The organism is Sphingopyxis macrogoltabida, assembly GCF_001307295.1.
GTDB lineage: Bacteria > Pseudomonadota > Alphaproteobacteria > Sphingomonadales > Sphingomonadaceae > Sphingopyxis > Sphingopyxis macrogoltabida_B.
This window is the reverse complement of sequence record NZ_CP012700.1, coordinates 2325899-2349337: the sequence shown is the minus strand read 5'-3', so window position 1 is coordinate 2349337 and position 23439 is coordinate 2325899. Positions and strand designations below refer to the sequence as shown.

19 protein-coding genes and 1 tRNA gene are annotated in these 23439 nt (G+C 66.2%); 10 read left to right on the top strand and 10 right to left on the bottom strand.

Features of this window, described 5'->3' with window-relative positions; genetic code table 11:
- Positions 1 to 273: 273 nt before the first annotated feature.
- Both AN936_RS11080 and AN936_RS11075 read right to left on the bottom strand, forming a co-directional pair.
- Positions 274 to 1041 carry a hypothetical protein gene (locus AN936_RS11080; RefSeq protein ID WP_149037649.1) on the bottom strand — a complete coding sequence of 256 codons (768 nt, stop codon included), beginning with the start codon at positions 1039 to 1041 and terminating at the stop codon, positions 274 to 276.
- A 171-nt stretch (positions 1042 to 1212) separates the two neighbouring features.
- Positions 1213 to 1698: a hypothetical protein gene (locus AN936_RS11075; RefSeq protein ID WP_149037648.1), complete on the bottom strand. Its 486-nt coding sequence runs from the start codon at positions 1696 to 1698 to the stop codon at positions 1213 to 1215.
- 440 nt (positions 1699 to 2138) lie between these two features.
- On the opposite strand from AN936_RS11075, the gene AN936_RS11070 reads away from it, so the two are divergent.
- Positions 2139 to 2214, top strand: a tRNA-Gln gene (locus tag AN936_RS11070).
- Positions 2215 to 2228: 14 nt separating this feature from the next.
- On the opposite strand, the gene AN936_RS11065 is transcribed toward AN936_RS11070, so the two are convergent.
- From AN936_RS11065 to AN936_RS11040, 6 genes are all read right to left on the bottom strand, one after another.
- Entirely contained in the window at positions 2229 to 3509 is a 1281-nt protein-coding gene (locus tag AN936_RS11065) for a sugar MFS transporter (protein WP_054588210.1), read from the bottom strand.
- 44 nt (positions 3510 to 3553) lie between these two features.
- Complete coding sequence (locus tag AN936_RS11060; RefSeq protein ID WP_054588209.1) at positions 3554 to 5164, bottom strand: carboxylesterase/lipase family protein; 1611 nt, start codon at positions 5162 to 5164, stop codon at positions 3554 to 3556.
- A gap of 22 nt (positions 5165 to 5186) precedes the next feature.
- Positions 5187 to 6731, bottom strand: a complete 1545-nt coding sequence (locus tag AN936_RS11055; protein WP_054588208.1) for a carboxylesterase/lipase family protein — start codon at positions 6729 to 6731, stop codon at positions 5187 to 5189.
- 16 nt (positions 6732 to 6747) lie between these two features.
- Positions 6748 to 8454 (bottom strand): alkaline phosphatase family protein, encoded by a 1707-nt coding sequence (locus tag AN936_RS11050; RefSeq protein WP_054588207.1) that lies wholly within the window; start codon positions 8452 to 8454, stop codon positions 6748 to 6750.
- A gap of 66 nt (positions 8455 to 8520) precedes the next feature.
- Positions 8521 to 10785, bottom strand: a complete 2265-nt coding sequence (locus AN936_RS11045) for a TonB-dependent receptor (protein ID WP_054588206.1) — start codon at positions 10783 to 10785, stop codon at positions 8521 to 8523.
- Positions 10786 to 10807: 22 nt separating this feature from the next.
- Positions 10808 to 13018, bottom strand: a complete 2211-nt coding sequence (locus AN936_RS11040) for a beta-glucosidase family protein (RefSeq protein ID WP_054588205.1) — start codon at positions 13016 to 13018, stop codon at positions 10808 to 10810.
- Positions 13019 to 13145: 127 nt separating this feature from the next.
- Here AN936_RS11040 and AN936_RS11035 point away from each other — a divergent pair, with 127 nt between their 5' ends.
- Entirely contained in the window at positions 13146 to 14174 is a 1029-nt protein-coding gene (locus AN936_RS11035; RefSeq protein WP_054588204.1) for a LacI family DNA-binding transcriptional regulator, read from the top strand.
- Here the strand turns inward: AN936_RS11035 and AN936_RS11030 are convergent.
- A complete protein-coding gene (locus AN936_RS11030; protein WP_054588203.1) occupies positions 14169 to 14825 on the bottom strand; it encodes a TetR/AcrR family transcriptional regulator in 657 nt (218 codons plus the stop codon). The genes AN936_RS11035 and AN936_RS11030 overlap by 6 nt on opposite strands.
- 157 nt (positions 14826 to 14982) lie before the next feature.
- Here AN936_RS11030 and AN936_RS11025 point away from each other — a divergent pair, with 157 nt between their 5' ends.
- Genes AN936_RS11025 through AN936_RS11010 form a run of 4 tightly spaced genes read left to right on the top strand, consistent with a single transcriptional unit; the run spans position 14983 to position 18820 of the window.
- Entirely contained in the window at positions 14983 to 15777 is a 795-nt protein-coding gene (locus AN936_RS11025) for an enoyl-CoA hydratase/isomerase family protein (protein WP_054588202.1), read from the top strand.
- A 49-nt stretch (positions 15778 to 15826) separates the two neighbouring features.
- A complete protein-coding gene (locus AN936_RS11020) occupies positions 15827 to 16588 on the top strand; it encodes an SDR family NAD(P)-dependent oxidoreductase (RefSeq protein WP_054588201.1) in 762 nt (253 codons plus the stop codon).
- Positions 16585 to 17772 (top strand): acyl-CoA dehydrogenase family protein, encoded by a 1188-nt coding sequence (locus AN936_RS11015; RefSeq protein WP_054588200.1) that lies wholly within the window; start codon positions 16585 to 16587, stop codon positions 17770 to 17772. Before AN936_RS11020 ends, AN936_RS11015 begins: the two co-directional genes overlap by 4 nt.
- A complete protein-coding gene (locus AN936_RS11010; protein ID WP_149037647.1) occupies positions 17762 to 18820 on the top strand; it encodes a phosphotransferase in 1059 nt (352 codons plus the stop codon). The genes AN936_RS11015 and AN936_RS11010 overlap by 11 nt, the downstream gene beginning before the upstream one ends.
- 192 nt (positions 18821 to 19012) lie before the next feature.
- Here the strand turns inward: AN936_RS11010 and surE are convergent, their stop codons facing one another.
- The gene (gene surE / locus AN936_RS11005; protein WP_054588198.1) at positions 19013 to 19807 is read right to left on the bottom strand and encodes a 5'/3'-nucleotidase SurE; all 795 of its coding nucleotides are present in this window, start codon (positions 19805 to 19807) and stop codon (positions 19013 to 19015) included.
- Positions 19808 to 19961: 154 nt separating this feature from the next.
- On the opposite strand from surE, the gene AN936_RS11000 reads away from it, so the two are divergent.
- The 4 genes from AN936_RS11000 to AN936_RS10985 are packed head-to-tail and all read left to right on the top strand — an operon-like array spanning position 19962 to position 23408.
- The gene (locus tag AN936_RS11000; RefSeq protein WP_234715814.1) at positions 19962 to 20708 is read left to right on the top strand and encodes a PEP-utilizing enzyme; all 747 of its coding nucleotides are present in this window, start codon (positions 19962 to 19964) and stop codon (positions 20706 to 20708) included.
- Positions 20705 to 21307, top strand: a complete 603-nt coding sequence (locus AN936_RS10995) for a hypothetical protein (RefSeq protein WP_054588197.1) — start codon at positions 20705 to 20707, stop codon at positions 21305 to 21307. The genes AN936_RS11000 and AN936_RS10995 overlap by 4 nt, the downstream gene beginning before the upstream one ends.
- Positions 21304 to 23022: a pyruvate, phosphate dikinase gene (locus AN936_RS10990; protein WP_054588196.1), complete on the top strand. Its 1719-nt coding sequence runs from the start codon at positions 21304 to 21306 to the stop codon at positions 23020 to 23022. Before AN936_RS10995 ends, AN936_RS10990 begins: the two co-directional genes overlap by 4 nt.
- Positions 23019 to 23408 carry an acetyl-CoA carboxylase biotin carboxyl carrier protein subunit gene (locus AN936_RS10985; protein WP_054588195.1) on the top strand — a complete coding sequence of 130 codons (390 nt, stop codon included), beginning with the start codon at positions 23019 to 23021 and terminating at the stop codon, positions 23406 to 23408. Before AN936_RS10990 ends, AN936_RS10985 begins: the two co-directional genes overlap by 4 nt.
- Positions 23409 to 23439 lie beyond the last annotated feature (31 nt).

Here is a 23439-nt window from a genome sequence, read left to right as displayed (position 1 = left end):
TTCGACGCCGATCGGGGGTCCCTTTTGAACGCCGTTTGACACTTCTACGACTTTCGCGAGATAGATCGATCCGCCATCCACTGCCTTTGTTTTTGAGGCGCATTTAACTCGTACGCCTCCACGCACTCAGGTGACTGTCGGAACTATGGCCACGCGGACCAGAGGCGGGATTTTTCTGCCGGGCAGGGGCGAGGTCGCCGACGCAGGGCGGCCGGCATAGAGATCGGGGGCGCGGGAACGAGTCTCGCGTTCGCGAGGCATCACCGGCGAAAGTCAGGCCGCCGAGGCAGCGGGTGAAGCCGGGCGCGCCGGGATGGCGCGCCAACCCCACCACAGCGCGGCCGCCGCGATCATACCGGCACCGGTCGCATGCACCGGAGCCGAGATATCTCCAAATGCGATGTAGGCGGCGCTCCAGATCCGGGTGAAACCGATCGTCTCGAACAGTAGCGACTGCAGCATGATGAGAGCCGCCACGACCAGCCACGGCTGGCCGTTTCGACGGTGGCGGGACCATAGCCACAGCGCGATCATAATTGCGGTGAGGCCACCGAGATGGACACTCCAGCGGAATAGCGGGAAATCCTGGGGGCCGTTGATAATGAGACCGGGGAGGTGGGCATTGTACACGCGCCCCAGCGCAGGTCCGATCAGCAGCAACGGCGTCGCAAGCAGCCAGGCGGCATGCCGCCCGACATTGCGCCGTTCCTTCAGCGCCATCACGCCAAAAAGGAGAAAGGCGGCCGCGCCGATCAGATCGTAGATGCCCAGCGGCGAGACCCAGAGATTGTAAAAGGGATCCTGTCCGGACGCCGTCGCAATGGCCATGCTGTGCTCGACCCCGGCGGCACCGACCAGGAACAGCGGCACCAGTATAAAGATCGCCAGACCGAGACTGCGGTGCCGGGCGCGTTGTCCCCGATCGATCGACCAGCTCTGCGCTGCGAGCAGCAACAGCCAGGCCGTCGCGGTGATTGCGTGAACATGCCAGGCGATCTTCGCTGTGCCGAGCCGCGAGAAATATCCGGGCCAGAAGGCCAACACGGTCATCGCGATGATCGCGAGACAGTAAATCCACGCATTGCGATACGGCATCTTCATCGCCCCCCAATGTCAGCCATGGTCCATGACCGGTGCCCGCGTCCCCGTTCGCAAGTGACCACAAGAGAATGGGCAGGGCAAGATATAGCGAGGGGCGCTTTGGCTCCCTTCTCAACGCGAGCGATCGCGGCCCCACGGTTGTTCGGTCGCCTCGCGGTAAAGCGTGCGGCCCTCATCGCGCCAGAGGTTCCAGCCGGGCATTCCTACCTCAGCCTGCAGCCATGTCGAATAATGATCGGGCGGGACGATCGCGGGCATCGCGCGGGCTTCCACCGGGTCGGCACCGCTGACGAGGATACCGGCGAACCCGCGGTGGCGGCCGATCTGCCGCCAGACGCCTGCCCAAGCGAAGATCGGCATGTCGTCATAGCCATAGCTTGTTCGGGTACGCGCGCCCTTCGGGCCATCGGCGTGCGTAAAGCTGTCGAGAATGATGAGGCAGCGTTGCGCGGGTCCGAGCAGTGCAGGGTCGTACCGCCAGAGGTCGCGCTGCCAGATCGCCGTGGGGCGCGGTTCGTTCGCTTGCGGGCTCCCCGGTACGTGCGGCAAACCCCAGCGCATCGGGTCGCAGAAGCGGCCCATGCCATATTCGCGCACGACGAGGCCCTTCCTGCCAGGCCAGACTTCCGCGGACCATCGAGGAAAGAAGGACGGCCATAGCGGGAGCGGCGGAGCCGCGCCGGTCAGTCTTGCGACTTCGCTTTTGCTGGTTCGGCAGTAGTATAACTTGGGCACAGGAATCTCCCGGCGCATGCAGCAATGGCGAGGATGCCAATTGCTAAGACGCACGCGACGCGATTTTCAGGCGCGCAGCAGCTCACTACGAAGAAAATCAAAGCGTCCTTCCGCTCTATCGGTGGTGCTGTTCATCCATATCTTGAAGGTTGCTCCGCAGTTCAATGAGCATCGAAGCCTTCCCTCAACTCGGCTTTTGTTTGACCAAATTTGTCATGATTCTTGTCACGATTTTGATTCCATCGCTGTTCGCAATCCAGTATAAGGGAGAAATCCGCAGATTCCTGCGGCTTTCAGAGCGCTTGAGCGTAGGTCGAAATTCTCGATAGCGGCTTTTGATGCCGCCATTCGCAGGTTCGAATCCTGCCGCCCCAGCCAGCCGGTGTTTTCCCCTATCGCGCAGGTTTGCGGGCATAGACGCCGAAGGCAGCGATCACGGCATAACAGGCAGCCGGGAGCGCGAGGGCGATCGCCAGACTGCCCGTAACGTCGGCGAGCGCGCCGGTGGCAAGCGGCACGACGGCGCCGCCGAAGATAGCGACGTTGATGATCCCCGATCCGTCCGCGGCTCGGCTGCCCAGCCGCTCGCAGGCGAGGCTGAAGATCGTCGGGAACATGATCGCGTTCATCAGCCCGATCGCTAGCAGGCTGTAACCGGATAGCGCGCCTGTCGAGGCGGTCGAAACAAGGATCAGGGCGATCGCGCCGGCCGCCACACCGGCGAGGAGCTTGCCGGGGCTGACGATGCGCATCAGCCCCGACCCGATGAAGCGGCCGATCATCGCGCCGCCCCAATAAAGGCCGATCAGCTTGCCTGCCGCCTGCTCGGGCAGCGCCATGACGCCGGGCTGCATCAGGTAATTGACGATCAGCGAGCCGATCGACACTTCGGCGCCGACATAAAGGAAGATGCAGAGCGCGCCGAAGCCGAAGCGCGGTCGCCGCAGAAGGTCGAGCCCGGCGAGCCCGGCGCTTTCCCCATGCCGTTCGCCCTGCAGCCGGCCCCGGAACATCCAGACCGCTGCGGCGACGACCGCAAGCGCCGCCGCGATGCCGAGATAGCCGTGGACGATCGCCTGGGTTTCCGCGGTGCGATAGGCATCGAGTTCGACGCCCGAGAGCTGATCGGCGCTGATCGCCGCGAGGCTGCCGAGAATGAGCGTTGCGCCTACATAGGGAAAGACGGTGGTGCCGAGCGAATTGAAGGCCTGCGCAAAGGTCAGGCGGCTATGCGCCGTTTCGGGCTTGCCGAGGAGCGAGATCAGCGGATTGGAGACGACCTGCACGATCACCACCCCGCTGGCGAGCACGAACAGCGCGAACAGGAACAGTCCATAGGTCGCGCTCTGCGACGCGGGGATGAAGAGCAGGCAGCCGGCCATCATTGTCAGCAGCCCGGCGACGGCGCCGCGCATATAGCCGATCTTCTTGACCAGCTTCGCGCCGGGGATGCCGACCAGCAAATAGGCGGCGAAAAAGCAGAACTGGACCAGCATCGCCTGCGTATAGTTCAGCGTGAACAATTCCTTGAGCTTTGGGATGATCACGTCGTTGAGGCTGGTGATACCACCGAAGATGAAGAACAGGCCCATCACGAACAGGCGCAGTTCGGGCGCATCGATGGGGGCCGAAGGTTGATCGGATGCGTCGACGCCGGGGGATGCAATGGCCATATTGTGTTTCCTGACATGCGAAGAGGATCGGGGTCACGACCCGATCACCGATCGCGCGGCGTTTCCGCGAAGCTGTCGATGCCGAAGACCGATCGCCCGGGGCCATGCGGCAACCGGTCGAGCAGTCGGTCCAGCTTTTCCCGATCGGCGCGCCAAGGCGCGAAGTTTTCACCCAGTTCCATGATGTTGCGGGCCGTTCCGGTGAAAGCTGGCCAAGTCGGGAGGCCGGGGCCATTGGGGTCGCCGTGCTTGACGAAATTGGCCCAGTATTTCGACATGGATGCGGCGATGGCGCGATCGCGGTCGGTAAAGGGCCGGTCGGGGGCTGCTTTCAAATTGTTGAATGCATAAGGGATTTCGGCCGAATGGAAGGCGCCGAACAGGTCCGATCCGGGACCGGGTTCGGCATGGGTGAAATAATAGGCGAACGCGGGTGCGCGATGCGCACGCGCCCAGTCGGCGAGCGAGGCGAGCCCGTAGCGGCGCGTCAACTTGCGGCCCGTTGCCAAGATCGCGGCTTCGCTGTCGAGCGGATCGCCCGCGAGCAGGGTATCGGTGCCCGTTTCGCCTGCCATCCGCGTCGCACGGGCGCGCACCTCCGCGGCGGTGGTGCGGAAATAGGCGGGGTTGAGTACGCCTTCGTCAGCGTTCAGTCCGACGAGAACCGGCACGGCGCGGCGTCGGCCCGCTGCTTCCATCGCCGCGACCTGTGCGGGCAGGATCGATCCATCGACGACCGGGCCGAGAAGGGGCATGCCGCCGACCTCACCGGCCCCGGCCAGCGGGCCCGCATCGAGCAGCGCCGCCAGCCGATCGGCGGACAGCCGTCGCAGCGCCGCGACATGGGACACCCGCGCGCGCGTCAGCAGGTCGGCGCCGCGACGATCCGCTTCGCCGCGCTCGGGCAGCGGCACCTCGACGATCCCGCTCTGCGCGATTGCGCGCGCGAACAGCCCGTCGGCCTGTGGCGACAGGAGCAACATATGGACTGCCATGGCGCCCGCCGACTGGCCCGCAATCGTCACCTGCGCGGGGTCGCCGCCGAAGCGTCCGATATTGCGCCGCGTCCAGCGGAGCGCCGCGATCATGTCCTGCAGCCCGAAATTGGCGCCGCCGCCGGGGTCGCCCGCGAGATCATGAAAGGCGGCAAAGCCGAAGACGCCGAGGCGGTAGTTGATCGACACGACGATGATGCCTTGCCGCGCCAGTTCGGCACCATCGTAGATCGGTACGGCGTTCGACCCCGACATGAAGGCGCCGCCATGGATCCAGACCATCACCGGCAGCGGCTTGCCGTCGGAGTTGGCGGGCGCCCAGATGTTGAGGGTCAGGCAATCTTCGGAAACCGGCGGCGGCGCGACATATTCGCGCGTCCACGGACCGAAGCCGTCGGGAGTGATCGCCTGGACGCAGCCGGGGCCATGGCTGTTTGCCGTGCGCCGGCCGGTCCACGGCAGCGGTGCTTCTGGTGCGGCCCAGCGCCGGTCGCCGACCGGCGGCGCGGCATAGGGGATGCCTAGGAAGCGGACGACGCCATCGTTGACCGCGCCTGCGAGTTCGCCGCTTTCTATCGCGACCACCGGGACCTGCGCCCTCGCCGATGGTGCGGACAGGACCGAGCCGAGCAGGATCGCGAGCGAAGGCAAAAGGCGCATCGAGATAACTCCCGCTATTTGGTCAGGGGGCCTTGGCGGTCACGACCCGCTCGACAAAATCGAGCCGGGTGCGGATCGGATCAGCCGTTTCGTGCGCGCCCGTGGCGTCGAAGGTCATGACGTTGTCGGTCGCCGCAGTATAAGGCGACCAGGCCCCGCCGCCATTTGCGGAGGGCACGCCGTTCTTTGCGAAGTTGACCCAATAATCATGCGCCAGCCGGGCGGCGGTGCGATCGGCGGGTGTCGTCGCGGCGCCATGGCGGACGTCGACGGTGTCGAAGATGAAGGGCAGTTCGCTGGCGTGGAAGGCGCCCGGCACCTTGGCGCGCAGATATTCGGGGACATAGCCGAAGCGATAGGTGAATACGGGTTGTCCGCGCGCGGCGATGATCCGTGCGACATGCCGCGCGGGTTCGAGGAACATCATATCGGCCGAAACCGCGACCCCGACGCGCATTGCGTCCTTGCCGCCGGCGGGATCATAGACCTGTTCGGCGTCCGCCCGCACCGCCGCCAGCGGCGTATAGGCCTGATCAATCCCGCCGCCGAAGAAGAAGCCGTCGGCGTCGTTGGCGCCGATCATCATCGGGATCGCGGCGCCGTCGCCGGCGGCATAGGCCGCATCGACCGGCCGCTGTATGATCCGGCCGTCGGTATAGAGCGGGGTGAAATCCTTTGCGCCGAACAGGCACATCAGGTTGAGGCCGCTCATCACGCTGTCGGCGGGGAGAGCGCGGAGCGCCGCGGCGGCATCGGCGCCGTCGCCTGTGACTCCCTTCGCTTGCGCGAAGCCGGTGCCGATCGCTTCGGCCTCGGCCGCGGTCCTGAGCGGGCCCATCAGGTCGCGCCCGCCGCCCGACATGCTGATGGCCTTGTGGAACAGCCCCTTCGCGAGCAGGGTCGTGGACAGCGCATGCACCGACATGCCGCCCGCCGATTCGCCGAAGATGGTGACGTTGCCGGGATCGCCGCCGAACGCCGCGATATTGTCCTGCACCCATTTGAGCGCCGCAATCTGGTCGAGGATCGCATAATTCCCCGTCGGCGTCCCGGCGGCCTCTCGGCTGAGCGCTGGATGGGCAAAGAAGCCGAAGCGGCCGAGCCGGTAGTTGAAACTGACGAAGACGACCCCCGACTCGGCGAAGGCGCGGCCCGAATAGACCGGCGGCGAGCTGCCGCCGTTGACGAAGCCGCCGCCATAGATCCACACCATCACCGGCAATTTCGCGCGCGGCCGCTTAGCCGGGGTCCAGACGTTGAGATAAAGGCAATCCTCCGACGGCTTGACCCCCAGCGGCGCGGCATCGGCCTTGTAGGGGATTTGCATGCAATCGGGGCCGAAGCTGTCGGCAACGCGAAGCTTCTGCCAGGGCTCGGCTGGCTGGGGTGCGCGCCAGCGCAGGTCGCCGACCGGCGGCCGGGCATAGGGAATGCCGCGATATGCCGTGCTTTCGCCCTCGGCGATACCCTCGACAGCACCGCTGCGGGTTTCGACAACGGATTGATCCGCAGCGGCGACGGGCGATGCGATTGTCAGCGCGAGTGCGATGGCAGGGAATATGCGCATTTCTGTCCTTTCAAGGCTATCGCGAAGATACGGGCAAAGCGGGGCACGCCGAGCGCGGATCGGCGAGTTCGAGGCATTCGCCATCGACCGCATCGGTCGGCGCAACCCGCATCGCCCCGGCGAGGGTGGGCGCGACGTCGGCGACGCGCACCGGCAGCACACGTTCCTGATAAACGACGCCGGGCCACCAGAAGAGGATGGGGACGCGGCGGTTGAAGTCGCTCGGTCCCGAATGGCCCATCATGAACAGGCCGGGCAGCGGCGGCGCGGCGATTTTCAGCGGATCGGTCGCGAGCAGCACGTCGCCGCTGCGGTCGGGATAGAAGGATAGCGCCATGCGATCGGCAACCGGCATGAGGTCGGGCGACTGGTGCGCATCGGGTTTGCGCGTCCGCAACTCCGCCGCGGTCCATGCGCCTGCGATGCCCGGCTGGGTGAGCGCGCGCGCGGCTGTCGCCGCGGCAATGCGGTTCTTCAGTGCGGCGTCGCCGAGCGATCGCCCGCCGGCATCGACGACAACGAGCTGGGTCGGGTCGAAATAGGCGGGACGCAGCGGGTCCCAATCGATGCCCGTCGCGGTGCGCGCCGCGGCGTTGAGGTCGGTGAGCAGCGCTGCGGTGTCGATCCGCCCGGCATCGCGATAGCCTCGCGCCGCCAGCCGCTCGGGAATATCGCCGCCGCCATGATCGGCGGTCAGCGCGACGAGCACAGGAATGCGAAGGTCGCCGATCCGTTTGAGCAGCCGCCCGACTTCCTCGTCGACCCGCGCCATCTGGTCGCACATCTCTGGTCCCTGCGTGCCATAGGCGTGGCCGACCATGTCGGTCGCCGACAGGCCAACTGCGAGGAGGTCGGTTCCGGTCGACCGGCCGAGCTTCTGGCTGTCGATGAGGTCGATGGCGGCATCGACGGTGACTTGATCGTAGAACCACGGCGGTAGCGCCGGGCCGCTCGCGGGCGGCTGGCCGGGGATCGACGCCGCCGGATCGGGCGGCAGGTGGGCGTGGAAGCTTTTTCCGCCGGGCAGGGGAATGACGGCTTCGCGGGCAGCGCAGCTTTCGCGGTGATAGGTCCAGGCGGGCGGAGGCGTGCTCAGGCGTTTCGCGAGCGCTGCATTGGCCCCGGCGAGTGGCGACAGGCGGCGCTGCGCCTCTGCGGCATCCTTGCCCCAGCTGTCGAAGCCCTGCTTGCCGTCGAACCAGAAGGCGCCATCGGGGATATGACCACCCATCATGATCGCCGAACGGTCCTTGCCCGCGACCGAGAAGACGCGATTGGCGGGCGAGGCGGCTTTCAGCCAGTCGCCGAGGGTCGAAACCCGAAGCATCCCGGGCCCGACCCCGAGCTTGCGGGTCGCACGCGCCGCGACATGGACGCCGTCGTCGGTGCAATAGCGGTCGACTCCGCCGCGCTGGTCGAACCATTGGTTGGCGATGATCCCCGTCGCATTCGGGTGCCGGCCGCTCGCGATCACCGCGTGACCCGCGCAGGTTTCGGTCACGCCCTGCGCGTGGAAACCGTTCGCATAAACGATGCCCTGCGCCAGCGTCGCGAGCCCGGCGCGAAATTCGCCGCGGTAGGCGTTGAACAGATCGGCCGAGAACTGGTCGATCGAGATCAGGACGACGAGCTTCGCCGCCGGGCTTTCCTCGGCGACGGCGGGCGCCGAGCTCATCGCCGCCAGAGCGATGGTGGCGGCCGTCGCCGCGATCCACTTCTTCATCCTGCCCAAACTCCGGTTTTGGTGCCGGACCATCCCCCCGGTGGTCCGGCACCTGCTGCTGGCTCTTTAGAAACGGCCCTCGAGCGCGAGGCCGAGTGTCCGGAACGAGTTGAGGCCGAACATATGGTAATAGTCGCCGCGCGACTGCGAGTTGGAGTTGATGAAGGTCGGCTGGCGCTTGTCGAAGCAATTGCGGCAGAACAGGGTCAGCTTGTATTTGTCGTCGATCTGCTTGAGCCCGATGCTCGCGTCGAACAGCGCGTAGCCCGGCAAATTGGTGTTCGGGTCCTCGGTCGAGCTGAAGTTCGACTTGGTACGGGCATAGAGAGCGCCCTGCAGGAAGACCGCGAGGCTTTCGCTGACCGGCGTTTCATAGCGGCCGGTCAGGCTGACCGTCCATTTGGGCACGTTCGGCAGCCGGTTGCCCGATGAATCGACCGTGCCGTTGGCGCGGCAATCGGGCTGGAAGGGATAGCAGCGGTCGGCCTGGAAATCGGAGAAGAAGGCATCGACGTAGCTGACCCCGAGATTGAAGACCAGCCCTTCGGCAGGCAATGCCGACGCCTCGATCTCGAACCCGCGTGACTTGAGTTCGCCTGCGTTGAGCAGGACATAGCCGTTGCTGGCGGTATCGAACGCCTGCGCCTGGAAGTTCTTGAAGGTCGAGGTGTAGCCCGAGATGTTGAAAATCAGGTGGCGGTCGAGCAGCGTCGATTTGATCCCCGCTTCGTAGGAGGTCGGAATTTCGGGCATGATCAGCGGCGCGCGCGGATCGATCGTCAGGTTGAAGCCCGGCCCCTTGTAGCCGCGCGCGACCGAGGCATAGGCCATGACATCGTCGGTCAGGTCATATTGCGCGCCGACGCGCCACGAGAAATTCTCCTCGCTGATCCGCTGGTCGCGCGACCCCGCCGCGCCGAGCGGGATCACAAAGTCCGACGCATCGCTGACCGAGCGCAGCTTGAGCTTGTCGGAGGTGTAGCGTCCGCCGAAGGTGAAGCGGAAGCTGTCGCTGAGGTTGAGCGTGCCCTGCCCGAAGGCGGCATAGCTTTTCGACGTCATCGACCCAGTCGAGCGCGTCCCGACCCACGCTTCGAACCCGGCTGGCGGCGGGGTCGTCAGCCCGTTGGCGCCGGCGGCGGTGATGTCGGAATCGCTTTTCGAATCATAATAATAGAGGCCGAGCTGATATTCGAAGAATTGGCCGACCGACGACGCCAGCCGCAGCTCTTCGGTGAACTGGCTGATCTTCGAGAGCTGATGGTTGGTGTCGAGCAGGTTGATGCGGTGCTTGTCGGAGTCGAACAGATTGTCGGCGTCGAACTTTCGCCAGGCGGTGATGCTGGTGAGCGTGTGGCCGCTGGCGAATTCATAGTCGATATTCGCCTGCAACCCGCCGACGTCGAAGGTCGCGCGCGTCGGGGCGCCATAGCTCGAAAAGAAATTGTCGGGGCCGGCGACGATGCCGAGATCGTCGTTTTCGGCGGCGAAGCGGCTGGTCGGGCGGACGATGCGGTCGGCGCTGCCGCCCGAGCCGACGCCCGAGGAATGGGCATAGTCGCCGGCGATGAAGATGCTGAGCTGCGATGTCGGTTCCCAGAGCAGCTTGGCGCGCAGGCTGGTCTGGTCCTGCCCATATTGGCTACCGGGAACGGCGACGAGATTCTTGATCACCGGGTCGGTGTGGGTTTGCGAAGCGCTGACGCGCAGCGCCGCATTGTCGCCGAGCGGGACGTTGACGATACCCTGCAGGCGATAGAGCAAGCCGTCGCCCGGAACCTTCATCTGCGCGATCTCGCCCATCACCTGCCCGTCGAAGCGGCCGAGTTCGGGGCGCCGTGTCGTGATGTTGACGAGGCCAGCCGACGCGTTCTTGCCGAACAACATGCCCTGCGGCCCGTTGAGCACCTCGATCTGCGCGAGATCGAGATAATTCATGAAGCCGAGCGACGGATTGCCCATGACGACACCGTCGATCACCGAAGTGACGCTCGCTTCGATGGTGTTCGAAAAGCTCAATGTCCCGACGCCGCGCACCGAGAAATTCGAGGCGCCGAGCGCGGCGTTGAAGCTCTTGACCTGCAGGCTGGGCGCGACGAGCTGGAGTTGCGACGGATCGAAAATCTGGCGCGACGCAAGCTGGTCGGCGCTGAGGACGGTGGCCGAGATCGGCACGTCCTGCAAATTCTCGGCGCGTTTCTGCGCGGTGACGATGATTTCGCCGAAGCCGCCACTCTGTTCGTCGGCCGCCGCCGCATCCTGCGCCGCGGCGGGTGCGGCGGCTGCGAGCGCGGCGGTGAGCGCGATAGCGGAAGTCCAAATCTTCTTCATCTCAATCCCCCTGTCTTATCGTTTATTTGCGGTAACCCCAGGTCTTGCCGGCGAGCGTGACGGCGGTTTCCCCGATCAGTTCCTCGGCCGATGCGCCGAGCGCGAAGCGGTAGGTGCCGGGTGCGATCGTCCAGCCCTTCGGTCCCCATTCGGCGAGCAGGCGCGGATCGATCGGCACGTCGAGGGTGCGCGCTTCGCCGGGCTTCAGCTCGACCCGCGCAAAGGCGGCGAGCCGGCGCGTCTTCCCCTTGGGGGTTTCGATCAGATAGACCTGCCCGACATCGGCGCCGCCGCGCGCTCCGCTGTTGCGGATCGTGAAGGATGCGCTCGGGCTGGCGCCGCCCGATACGGCGAGGCCCGAACGTTCGAAGCTGGTGTAACTCAGCCCGTAGCCGAAGGGATAAAGCGGCTTTTCATCCTTGCGGGCGAACCAGCGATAACCGACGTCGGCGCCCTCGACATCATAGTCGATGTCGAGTGTCTGGCCGGGCTTGCCATGACCCGCAAAGCTCGGTTCGACCGTTTCGGCGCCGGGCAGGGCGGGGCGGGGCAGTTGCGCAACCGATGCCGGGAAGGTCACCGGCAGGCGCCCCGACGGATTGACGTCGCCGAACAGCACCGCGGCAATCGCTTCGCCGCCGCGCGCGCCGGGATACCAGGCTTCGACGATTGCGCCGACATCGTCCTTCCACGGCATTGCCACGGGCCCGCCGGTCTCGAGGACGACGACGGTGTTCGGATTGGCCCTGCCCACCGCGGCGATCACCGCATCCTGCCCCTGCGGCAGCGACAGGTCGGGGACGTCGAGTCCTTCGGTCATCCACTGGGTACCGAAGACGATGACGAGGTCGGCGTTCTTCGCCGCGAGCGCCGCTTCGGCGGGATAGCGGCCGTCGCGGAAGACGACCTCGGCCTGCGGCGCGCGGGCGCGAATGGCGTCGAGTGGCGAGGAGCGATGATAATTTTGCGCCATCAGCGCCGAAAATACCCCGTCCTTCATCGTCGGCAGCGACACGGCGGGGCCGCCTTCACCCTGCGTCTGCGACGATCCGGCGCCCGACAGCACCCCCGAATCGGCATAGCCGCCGACGACGAGGATCCGCTTTGCGGTGGCGGCGAGCGGTAGGATGTTGCCGCGGTTCTGGAGCAGGACGATGCCCTTCTCGGCGATCTCCTGCGCGACTGCGGCGCCCGCTGCGACGTCGATCGGAGCCTTGCGCGGCGGATTGCGATCGACCCCGACCGCGTAGATGGAACGCAGGATGCGGCGGCTCATGTCGGCGATGCGGAGCTGGTAGCGCTTGTCGCGATTGGCGGCGTCGAGCAGCGGCTGGCCGAAAAATACCGCGCCGTCGAGTTGCGACCCCGATTGCTGATCGAGCCCGGTGAGCGCGAAATCGGTCGCCCGCACCGAACCCCAGTCGGACATCACCCAGCCCTTGTAACCCCAGTCGCCCTTGAGGATGCCGTTCAGCATCCGGTCGTTGCCGCACGCCTGCGCGCCGTTGACCTTGTTATAGGCGCACATGACCGAACCGGGCTGTCCCTTTTCGATCGCGATTTCGAAGGCGAGCAGATCGCTCATCCGCAGCGCGCCTTCGTCGATGATGCCGTTGTGAAACTGGCGGCCGATTTCGGTCGGGTTGAGCACGAAATGCTTGATCGTCGAAATTACGTTACGTGACTGGATGCCGGCAACCGCCGCGCCGCCGAGCAGGCCCGAATGGAGCGGATCCTCGCCGAGATATTCGAAAGCGCGGCCGCCGCGCGGGTCGCGGACGAGGTTGATGCCGCCGGCGAGCAGCACGTTGAAGCCTTTCGCATGCGCTTCGCCGGCGATCTGCGCGCCGCCCTTCTGCATCAACTCGGGACTCCACGTCGACCCCATCGCCATGCCCGACGGCAGGGCGGTGGCGCCGTCGCCGCGCAGGCCGCCGATATAGGAAACGCCAAGGCTGGCGTCGGTTTCGGTCAGCGCGGGGACACCCAAGCGCTCGATGCCGGGAATATAGCCCGCGCCGAGCGGGGCCCCTTCGGGAATCTTCGTGTCGCCCAGCGGCATGGCGAGGATGCCGTTGAGAAGCGTCACCCGTTCTTCATTGGTCATCGCCGCTTCGGTCGTCGCGGCACGCCGGTCGGCGTCGTTGTTTGTATCGGCGGCATGCGCCTGCGAGGCGACGGCCAAAGGCGAACAGGCGGCAAAAAGCGCTGCGCGGCAAAGCCACGGTCCCATGAAACTCTCCCATTTATCTCTGTTCTCGAATCGCTAGCTATCTAATAATGTCAGCGCTGACAATCGAAAATGTCAGCGCTGACATAGGGACTGGACTGGATACGTATTCGGTGGCTAACAAGGCGCGATGAAACCTATCGTCACCGGCGTGAAAAAGCCTGCCACCCTCGATGATGTCGCGGCGATTGCCGGCGTGTCGGCAAAGACCGTGTCGCGCGTTGTCAATCGCAATGCCAACGTCAGCGCTGCAACGCGCGAGCGCATCGAGGCGGCGATCCGCGAGACCGGCTATCGCGTCAATCAGGCCGCGCGCTCGCTGGCGGCGTCGCGCTCCTTTCTGATCGGCGCGTTCATGCCGCACCTGTCGTCCTATTATTTCGCGGAGATTTTTCGGGGCGCCGCAAAGGCGTGCCGCCAATATGGCTATCACCTCGTCCTCGAGGAGTTCGACCATGGCGTCGACAGCATCGTCGACCGCTACGAACAGGGGCTGCGCGGCGCACATTGCGACGCGCTGATCCTGACGCCGCCGGTCTGCGACGACGAGAAGCTGCTCGACGCGCTCGATCGCGACGGCCTCCCCTATGTGCGGATCGCGCCCGGCAAGCAGGTAGGCCGCTCGATCGCGGTTGCGGCGAACGAGCGGCAGGGGGTGCGAGAACTAGCCAGGCATTTGTGGGACAGCGGGCGCCGCAGATTCGCCGTCGTTGCCGGACCCGCGCACCATGCGGCGGCGATGGTCCGCGAACAGGCCTTTTGCGAGGCGTTGGCCGAATTGGGGTGCGATCCGGCGAGCGTGTTGCTGACCCGCATCGACTTGCACGAAAGCATATCCGAGGCGGGGCGCGAGGCGAGCCTGGAACTGCTGCGGGGCGCGGCGACGCTGCCCGATGCGATCTTTGCCTTCAACGATGAAATCGCCGTCGGCACGATCGCCGCGATCCGCGAACTGGGGCTGTCGGTCCCCGGCGACATCTCGGTCGCCGGCTTCGACAACAGCAATATCGCCGAACTGATGTGGCCGCCGCTGACCACCGTACATCAACCGATTGCCGGTCTTGCCTTTCGCGCGGTCAGCATCATCGCCGATGCGAGCCGGCCGGAAGACCGAAACCTTCTGTTGCCGACGAACCTTGTCGTCAGGGGCACGTCATAAAGGCTGGGGGGCGTCGTCCGCCGCGCTTCGCGGCGCCAGTCCTGCCGTCAGGATATCGACCATGGCAATCGCGATGTCGTCCGCCGGCATCGGTCCGTCGGGGCGGTGCCAGCGCGCCGGCCAGTTGAGCGCGCCCGCCAATGTGAAGGCGGTGAGCTTGATGTCGGTCGCGGCGATCGAACCGTCGGCGACAGCCTCTTCGATCAGGCTTCGCAAGGCGGCATCGATTCGCGACTTCAGCGCGCGAAAGCGCGCTGAACCCTCGGCCGACAGAACCTCGTCGCCGGTCCGGATCACGCAGCGGCCAAAATCGTCCATGTTGACCTCGGCATAGCTGCGAAGAAATTCGCGTAGCCTGTCGAGCCCGGTGCCGCTTTGGAGCCGCGCTCTCGCTGCCGCGGCGTCGAGCATCTCGAGTCCGCGGCTCACGCATTCGAGCAGCACCTGTTCCTTGTTGCCGAGATAATGGTAGATCGTCGGCTTGCTGACATTCAGGCTGGCGGCGACGTCGTCGAGCGAGGTGGCGTGGAACCCGCGCGCGTTGAACATGCGGACAGCGGCGCGCAGCACGGCTTCGCGTTTTTCCGCGCGCTCGGCGAGCTTCTCCTCGCGGCTGCGGAAAGGCGAGGGCCCGGACGCAATCGGGGTCATGCGACGGCTCGGCAAGGCGCGGACTCCCGTTGACAGGAAAGGGTGAAGCATTCCATATACTCGTGAGTATATAATTTACGCGTTGGTTTCAATGCGCGACATTGCGGCTCGATGAGCGGGCGACGGTCGCGGCGCAGCAGAAAATGGCGGGACAGGCATGAGCGAGCAGCCGGTAATTTTCCACGTTTCGGACGGAATCGCGTCGATTACGCTCAACCGTCCGGCGTCGGGGAACGCCATCGATCTCGCGATGGCGAATGCGCTGGTGGACGCCGCGATACGCTGCGAAACCGACCGATCGATTCGCTGCGTCGTGCTGACCGGGACAGGGCGGCTGTTCTGCGCCGGCGGCGATGTCGGCGGCTTTGCGACGGCCGGCGAGGGCGCGGGCGCCCACCTCAGCCTGCTCGCGGGAACCTTGCACATGGCGGTCGCGCGGTTCGCGCGCATGCCATGCCCGATGGTGGTGCTCGTCAACGGGCCCGCGGCGGGCGCAGGGCTGAGCCTGGTCCTGGCCGGCGATATCGTCCTCGCCGCGCGCTCGGCGCATTTCACCGCCGCCTATTCGGCGATCGGGTTGACCCCCGACGGCGGAATGAGCTGGCTGCTGCCGCGGCTCGTCGGGCTGCGCAAGGCGCAGGAGATCATTCTGACCAACCGGCGTATCAAGGCCGAAGAGGCCGAGGCGATCGGAATCGTGACGCGGCTCGTCGATGATGAGGCGCTAGCAGGAGAAGGCGCCGAAACGGCCGGGCGTCTAGCGGCCTCGGCCGTCGATGCGCTCGGGACGGCGCGCCGCCTTTTGCAGCGGAGTTTCACCAACGGTCTCGAAACCCAGCTCGAAGACGAGGCGCGTGGGATAGCGGAGGCCGGCGCGGGGCCGGAAAGCCGCGAAGGGATTGCCGCCTTTCTTGCCAAGCGCGCGCCCGATTTCCGGGGTGCCGGTCGATGACGGGGCCCTTCGCGGCCCGACGCAGATATTGTAAATTGAGGAGCTGAAAATGAAGATCGAAGGATTGGCGGCCGTCGTGACCGGTGGCGCGTCGGGGCTGGGCGGCGCGACCGCTGCGATGCTCGCGGAGCTTGGCGCCAAGGTCGCGATACTCGACCTCAATGAAGAGGTCGGTGCCGCCCATGCCGAGGCGATCGGAGGCCTGTTCGTGGCCGCCAACGTTGCCGACGAGGCAAGCGTCGCTGCGGCGCTGGACGCCGCCGAGGCTGCGCATGGTCCGGCGCGCATCCTCGTCAACTGCGCCGGCGTCGCGCCGGCGATCAAGACCGTCGGCAAGGAAAACAAGGCGCATCCGCTCGATGCGTTTCGCCGCACCGTCGAGGTCAATCTGATCGGCAGTTTCAACCTGATCGCCCAGTTTGCGGCGCGCCTCGCCGCGGCGGAGCCGGTCGGCGAAGAGCGCGGCGTGATCGTCAATACGGCGTCGGTCGCGGCCTTCGACGGGCAGATCGGGCAGGCGGCGTACTCGGCGTCGAAGGGCGGGGTGGTCGGCATGACATTGCCGATCGCGCGCGATCTTGCCCAGCACCGGATCCGCGTCGTCACCATCGCGCCCGGCATCTTCCTGACCCCGATGCTGATGGGGCTGCCGCAGGCGGCGCAGGACAGCCTCGGCACGCAGGTCCCGCATCCCAGCCGTCTCGGCAAGCCCGAGGAATATGCGCAGATGGTGCGCAGCATCGTCGAGAACCCGATGCTCAACGGCGAAACGATCCGTCTCGACGGCGCGATCCGGATGGCGCCGCGATGAGCGCGTCGGACCGGGCCCGCGCGATCGGCGAGCGCGTCGAAGCGTTCGTTCGCGACATCGTCGTTCCCTATGAGAGCGATCCGCGCCGCGACCATCATGGCGCGCCGACCGACGCGCTCGTCGACGAGCTGAAGGAGAAGGCGCGCGCCGCCGGGGTGTTGACGCCGCATATCTTGGCGGATGGCGATCATCTGACGCAGGTCGAAACGGCTTATGTGCTGCAGAAGACCGGGCTGTCGCCGCTCGGACCGCTCGCCTGCAACACCGCGGCGCCCGACGAGGGCAATATGTATCTGCTCGGCAAGGTCGGCAGCCCCGAACTGAAAGCGCGCTTCCTCGACAAGCTGGTGCGGGGCGAGGCCCGTTCGGCCTTCTTCATGACCGAGCCCGCCGAAGAGGGCGGGGCGGGATCCGACCCGTCGATGATGAAGACGACCTGCCGGATGGACGGCAACCACTGGGTGGTGAATGGCCGCAAATGCTTCATCACCGGCGCCGACGGCGCCAGGGTCGGCATCGTCATGGCAAAGGCCGAGGATGTCGCGGCCGGCGGCGGCGCGTGCATGTTCCTCGTCGACCTGCCCGATCCGGCGATCCGCATCGAACATGTGCCCAATACGATCGACAGCTCGATGCCCGGCGGTCATGCGACCGTCGTCATCGACAATCTGCGCATTCCCGCCGACCAGATGCTGGGCGAAGCGGGCGAGGGGTTCAAATATGCGCAGGTGCGCCTGAGCCCCGCGCGCCTGTCGCACTGCATGCGCTGGCACGGCGCCTGCCAGCGCGCGCACGAGATCGCGACCGATTATGCCAACCGGCGTCATGCCTTCGGCAAGCCGCTGGTCGATCATGAGGGCGTCGGTTTCATGCTCGCCGAAAATCTGATCGACCTGAAGCAGGCCGAACTGATGATCCGCTGGTGCGCCGAAATCCTCGACACCGGCGATCTCGGCACCGCCGAAAGCTCGATGGCGAAGGTTGCGGTGTCGGAAGCGCTGATGCGCATCGCCGACCGCTGCGTCCAGGTGATGGGCGGTACCGGGGTCACCGACAAGACGATCGTCGAGCAGGTGTTCCGCGAGGTTCGCGCCTTCCGCATCTATGACGGTCCGACCGAGGTCCACAAGTGGAGCCTCGCCAAGAAGATCAAGCGCGACTGGAAGAATGCGCATGGCCACTGACGCATCGGCGAATATCGGCGCGGGCGAAGTGCGCGTTGCGCTCGACGCGGCGGCGCTCGAGACCTGGCTGGAGGCGAATGTCGCCGGCTATCGGGGGCCGCTGACGATCGAGCAGTTCAAGGGCGGCCAGTCGAACCCGACCTACCGTCTGACGACACCGGGTGCACAATATGTGATGCGGCGCAAGCCGCCGGGGGAGTTGGTGAAGGGCGCCCACGACGTGCTTCGCGAAGCGCGCGTCCTGTCGGCGCTGGCGCCAACCGCGGTGCCGGTGCCCGAGGTGCTGGGGATTTGCGACGACGATGCGGTCGTCGGTAGCGCCTTCTATGTGATGGCGCTGGTCGAAGGGCGCATCTTCTGGGACGCGTCCTTCGGCGAGGTGCCGGTCGGCGAGCGCGCGGCCTATTTCGACGCGATGAACGCGGTGATCGCTGCGCTGCATCAGGTCGTTCCGGAGGCCGTCGGGCTCGGCGACTTCGGGCGGCCGGGCAATTTCTTCGCGCGCCAGATCGGGCGCTGGTCGAAACAATATCTGGAGGACGAGGCGGCGGGCCGCAATGCCGATATGGACGCGCTCGTCGAGTGGCTGCCGCAAAATATTCCCGCCGATGAAGACAGCGGCATCGTCCACGGCGATTTCCGGTGCGACAATATGATCTTCCATCCCACCGAGCCGCGTGTCGTCGCGGTGCTCGACTGGGAGTTGTCGACGCTCGGCAGCCCGGTTTCGGATTTTGCCTATCACGCGCTGATGTACCGCATGCCGCCGGATATCGTCGCGGGGCTTGGCGGCGCCGACCCGGTGCCGCTCGGCCTGCCGAGCGAGGCCGCCTATGTCGATGCCTATTGCCGGCGGACCGGACGCAGCGAAATTCCCGGCTGGGATTTCTACGTCGCGTTCAACTTCTTCCGCCTCGCGGCGATCTTTCACGGCATCAAGGGGCGGGTGATCCGCGGCAGCGCGAACAGCGCCCACGCCCGCGAGCGCGCCGAAGCCTTTCCCCGGCTCGCGTCGCTGGCGCGTCAGGCGATCGAGGCCTGCGGCTGAAGGACGCTCGATGACGGTTTTCAGCCGGGAACTGCCGTCTCTTTCATCGTCATGCTGAACTTGTTTCAGGATCCATGGTCTGCCGTTTACTTCGGCGCTGCGCCAAATTCGAGTTCAGGCCATGGATGCTGAAACGAGTTCAGCATGACGAGATTTGAAGGGCAGCTTCCCATCCAAATTGTCGCTCGTCGATCAGCCCGCCGCCGCGTCCGCATCGGCAAACAGCGCGGCGATCTCCGGCACCACCGCATGCGCGGTCATTTCGAGTTGCAGCGGCGTCACCGACACCTTGTTGTCGAGCACCGCATGCAGGTCGTTGCCGTCGTCGTCGCCGCCTTCGGGGAAGCCGATCTTGATCCAGTAATAGGGGACGTGGCGCTCGTCGACGCGGCGGACGGGGCGGAAGCATCCCGAGGGGCGCTGGCCCTGCGTCGTCGCGCGGATGCCGGTGACCTCGTCGACCGGGCAGTTGGGGAAGTTGACGTTGACGAACAGCCCGGGCGTCCAGTCGAGTTCGAGCAATTGCCGGATCACGATCGGCGCATATTTGCGCGCCGTGTCCCAATGGATCGGGCTCTGGTAACGGATGATCTGGCTGAGCGCGATCGCGGGAATGCCGAGCACCGCGCCCTCCATCGCCGCCGACGCGGTGCCTGAATAGGTGATGTCCTCGGCGAGGTTCGGCCCGCGGTTGATCCCCGACAGGATCAGGTCGGGCGCCTTGTCGGTCATGAACTCATAGATGCCGAGCAGCGCGCAATCGGTCGGGGTGCCGCGTACCGCCCAATGGCGTTCGTCGCGCTGCACGACGCGCACCGGGTGGCTGATCGACATCGAATGGCCCGCGCCCGATCGTTCCTCGTCGGGTGCGACGACCCAGACGTCGTCGCTGAACTGGCGCGCGATCTCTTCGAGCAGCACGATTCCCGGCGCGTCGATGCCGTCGTCGTTGACCACCAAAATGCGCGGATTCGCCGTCAGGCCCATGTCGTCATCCTTCCCCGATGCTGCTTGTCGAAGCTTCATAGGGGAAAGAGCATTCATTGGTCAATATCGTTCGACGATTTTGCCCAATGCTTATTGACATCAGGGCGCGCTTCGGTCACCTAGCGGACAAAGAAACGACGTCAGGGGATGAGGATTGGCCAAGCTGCCTATCGACAATGCACTTCATGTGAAGCCGCCGGCATCGCCGCTGGTCGAGGCGACGCTGGGGCTGGTGCAGCAACTGGTGCGCGACCGGTTTCGCGAATCGGGGCGGGACTGGGATGCCTTCACCATGGCGGGTGCCGACGACCTGCTGACCAAGGAGGATTTTGCGGCGATCGAGGCGCGCTTGCTGGCGAGCGGGCACCGCTTCGACTGGTCGGCCAGCATTTCGGTCGCTGAGCGGCCCGAAGCCTATAAATCGGCGGGCGACGATGCGGCGACCGATGCCGGTTTCGCGCATCCCGAAGCACCGTCGAGCGAGGCCGATGGCGAGGGTCGCGCGCTACGCGGGGTCGGCGACAATGTCGTCCAGCATCCGCAGGATATTAGCGGCACGGCACGCTATATCCGCTCGAACGACCGCGTGCTCGCCTATCTGACCGACGGCGTGCCGCCCGGAACGATCGCGGTGATCGACGACAGCGGCGGGACGCTGACCGCGCCGATTATCGAGCAGTTTGCGGGCGTCATCTGCGCCGGCGGCACGGTGCGCTCGCACCTCGGCATCCTGACCCGCGAATATAATATTCCGTGCCTGATGAACGCGAAGATCGCGGGGATTCGCGACGGCGACACGGTGATGATCGAGGCGAGCGCGCCCGCAAAGACAACCGAGGATTATCAGGACGGGGTCGAACGTGTCGGCCGCGTCTGGTTGCTGGAAGGAGAGGGGGCGTGAACGACCGCGACCTGGCGCTGCACGGCGCCGCGATCAAGCGCCACGCGCCCGCCAAGGCGATCGGCGAACTCGTCGGCCTGAGCGAGGAGCGCGCCGCCGCGTTGCTGGCCGACGCCGTCGCGACCGGCCGCGCGATCGAGGCGAAGGGGGCGTATGCGCTGACCCCGCTCGCGGGCGTCGCACTGCAGTCGCGCTATGGCCTGCATTTCCAGCATTTGCGCGACGATGCGGGGTTTCGTTCGGCCTATGACGGGTTCGAGCGAATCAACCGGACGCTGAAGCAGATCATCACCGACTGGCAGACGCTCGACGTCGGTGGACAGAAGGTCGCGAACGATCATCGCGACAAGGACTATGACGCGAAGATCGTCGACCGGCTGGGCGCCTTGCACGAACAGGCCGAACGGATCCTTGCCGGACTTGCGCGCGGATTGCCGCGGCTGAAGATTTATGGCGACAAGTTGATCGAGGCGCTCGAGGCGGCCGAGGATGGCGATATCGAATGGGTCAGCGATATCCGCCGCGACAGCTATCACACCGTCTGGTTCGAATTGCACGAGGAGCTGCTGCGCATCATGGGCACGGAGCGCGACGAATGAGCGGCTGGACGATCCGGCTGGACGGCAGCGAATCGCCGACGAAGGAAGCGGCGGGCGGCAAGGCCTGGTCGATCGCGCGGATGCGCGGGCTCGGCCTGCCCGTGCCGCCGGCGTTCGTGATCGGCACGAAGGCATGCCTTGCCTTTCTCGACAGCGGCGATTTTCCGGCCGGGCTGGCGGAGGAGATCGACGCCGGGCTGGCATGGCTCGAAAGCGAAACCGGTCGCAGCTTCGGCGCGGGCGAGAAGCGCCTGTTGCTTTCGGTGCGGTCGGGCGCCGCCATATCGATGCCCGGAATGATGGACACGGTGCTCAACCTCGGCATCGACGATGCCGGCGAAGCAGCGCTGGCGGCGGAAACGGGGCTCGCCGGTTTCGCGCGCGACACGCACCGGCGCTTCCTCGAGCTTTATGCCTCGATCGTGCTCAAGGCGCCGGTCGAACTGGAGGGCAATGCCGCGCCCGGCGACTGGCGCGCGGCGGTCGAGGCGGCGGGCGGGCCGGTGCCGGCAAGCGTTCGCGACCAGTTGCTCGCGACGGTGCGCGCGGTGTTCGAAAGCTGGAACACGCGGCGCGCGCGGCGCTACCGCGAGCATAACAATATCCCGCACGACCTCGGCACCGCGGTGACGATCCAAGCGATGGTGTTCGGCAATCTCGACGAACGCAGCGGCACCGGGGTGCTGTTCAGTCGCAATCCGCTGACCGGCGAGGCCGAGCCCTACGGCGAATATCTGCCGCGCGCGCAGGGCGAGGATGTCGTGTCGGGGAAATTCACCCCGCTGCCGCTCGATGCCATGGCGACGGCCGAGCCCGAGGCGCATGCCGCGCTGCTCGCCGCGAGCGACCGGCTCGAACGCGAGCATGGCGACGTGCAGGATATCGAATTCACCGTCCAGTCGGGGCAGCTCTACCTGCTGCAATCGCGCGCCGCCAAGCGTGCGCCGGCGGCTGCAGTGCGCTTTGCGGTGGACATGGTTGCCGAGGGTCGCATCGACCCCGCCACCGCGCTGTCGCGGGTCAGCGCCGAACAGGTGCGGACGCTGCTGCTGCCGCGGCTCAGCGACGGCGCGACCGATGGTGCGGCGGTGCTTGCGACGGGCGAGGGAGCTTGTCCGGGCGCTGCGACCGGCGTGCTGGTCGCCGACGCCGACGAAGCCGAACGCCGCGCGGCGGCAGGCGAGGATGTGATCCTCGTGCGCAAGACGACGAGCCCAGACGACGTCCATGGCATGATCGCGGCGCGGGCGGTGGTGACAGAGCAAGGCGGGTCGACCTCGCACGCCGCGGTGGTCAGTCGCGCGCTTGGGCGGCCGTGCGTCGTCGGGGTTGGCGACGGTGCCGTCGCGAAATCGGGAACGGTGGTGACGGTCGATGGCGCGGGCGGGCTGGTCTATGCTGGCACGCTTGCGACCGAAGCGCCGAACGAACAGGCCGACGCCCGGCTCCGCCAGCTTATCGAATGGGCGCGTGCGGCGAGCCCCGTTGCGGTGGTCGATTTCGCGGCCGGGCCCGACGGGTTCGACGTCGACCGCGCGCTTGCGGCCGGCGATGCCGAGGCGCTGGCGGGGGCAATCGGCGGCGCCAGCGTCGTGCGCGGCCATGCGCTCGCCAATGACGATATCGCGCGGATCGCCCGCGGCGCGGGGGCGACGACGATCGTTACCGAACCGATACTGCCGGTCTTGCTGACGATGATCGGGGATGCTGCATGAGCTCGACGATCGAGGAGGTCCGCGCGCTGCTCGCCAGCTTTACCGCCTCACCGTGGCGCGACCTGCATTTTCGCAGCGGCGGCTGGTCGCTGTTCATGGCGAAGGCCGATGGCGGCGCCAATCCGATGCTGACGCGTGCGGGCCAGGCGGTCGCCGCGGCGGTTGCGGCGCTGCGCGACGTCACCGCACCGCATCTCGGCATCTTCTCGGCGCGGGTCGCCCCGGGGACGATGGTCGAGGCCGGGACGGTGGTCGGGCAGGTCGACAAGCTCGGCGAGGCGACCGACATCGTCAGCGACACTGCGGGCCGCGTCGCGGCAATCCTGCCGAACGACGGCGATCTCGTCGAATATGGCGCACCGCTGGTGCGATTGGAGACGGGCTGAGTCCTCTCGTCATTGCGAGCGAAGCGAAGCA

Bases quoted from the DNA above. Each gene is read 5' to 3' on its own strand.
- AN936_RS11065 (WP_054588210.1), bottom strand. From the start codon at position 3,509: ATGGCCATTGCATCCCCCGGCGTCGACGCATCCGATCAACCTTCGGCC.
- AN936_RS11060 (WP_054588209.1), bottom strand. From the start codon at position 5,164: ATGCGCCTTTTGCCTTCGCTCGCGATCCTGCTCGGCTCGGTCCTGTCC.
- AN936_RS11055 (WP_054588208.1), bottom strand. From the start codon at position 6,731: ATGCGCATATTCCCTGCCATCGCACTCGCGCTGACAATCGCATCGCCC.
- AN936_RS11050 (WP_054588207.1), bottom strand. From the start codon at position 8,454: ATGAAGAAGTGGATCGCGGCGACGGCCGCCACCATCGCTCTGGCGGCG.
- AN936_RS11045 (WP_054588206.1), bottom strand. From the start codon at position 10,785: ATGAAGAAGATTTGGACTTCCGCTATCGCGCTCACCGCCGCGCTCGCA.
- AN936_RS11040 (WP_054588205.1), bottom strand. From the start codon at position 13,018: ATGGGACCGTGGCTTTGCCGCGCAGCGCTTTTTGCCGCCTGTTCGCCT.
- AN936_RS11035 (WP_054588204.1), top strand. From the start codon at position 13,146: ATGAAACCTATCGTCACCGGCGTGAAAAAGCCTGCCACCCTCGATGAT.
- AN936_RS11030 (WP_054588203.1), bottom strand. From the start codon at position 14,825: ATGACCCCGATTGCGTCCGGGCCCTCGCCTTTCCGCAGCCGCGAGGAG.
- AN936_RS11025 (WP_054588202.1), top strand. From the start codon at position 14,983: ATGAGCGAGCAGCCGGTAATTTTCCACGTTTCGGACGGAATCGCGTCG.
- AN936_RS11020 (WP_054588201.1), top strand. From the start codon at position 15,827: ATGAAGATCGAAGGATTGGCGGCCGTCGTGACCGGTGGCGCGTCGGGG.
- AN936_RS11015 (WP_054588200.1), top strand. From the start codon at position 16,585: ATGAGCGCGTCGGACCGGGCCCGCGCGATCGGCGAGCGCGTCGAAGCG.
- AN936_RS11010 (WP_149037647.1), top strand. From the start codon at position 17,762: ATGGCCACTGACGCATCGGCGAATATCGGCGCGGGCGAAGTGCGCGTT.
- surE (WP_054588198.1), bottom strand. From the start codon at position 19,807: ATGGGCCTGACGGCGAATCCGCGCATTTTGGTGGTCAACGACGACGGC.
- AN936_RS10990 (WP_054588196.1), top strand. From the start codon at position 21,304: ATGAGCGGCTGGACGATCCGGCTGGACGGCAGCGAATCGCCGACGAAG.
- AN936_RS10985 (WP_054588195.1), top strand. From the start codon at position 23,019: ATGAGCTCGACGATCGAGGAGGTCCGCGCGCTGCTCGCCAGCTTTACC.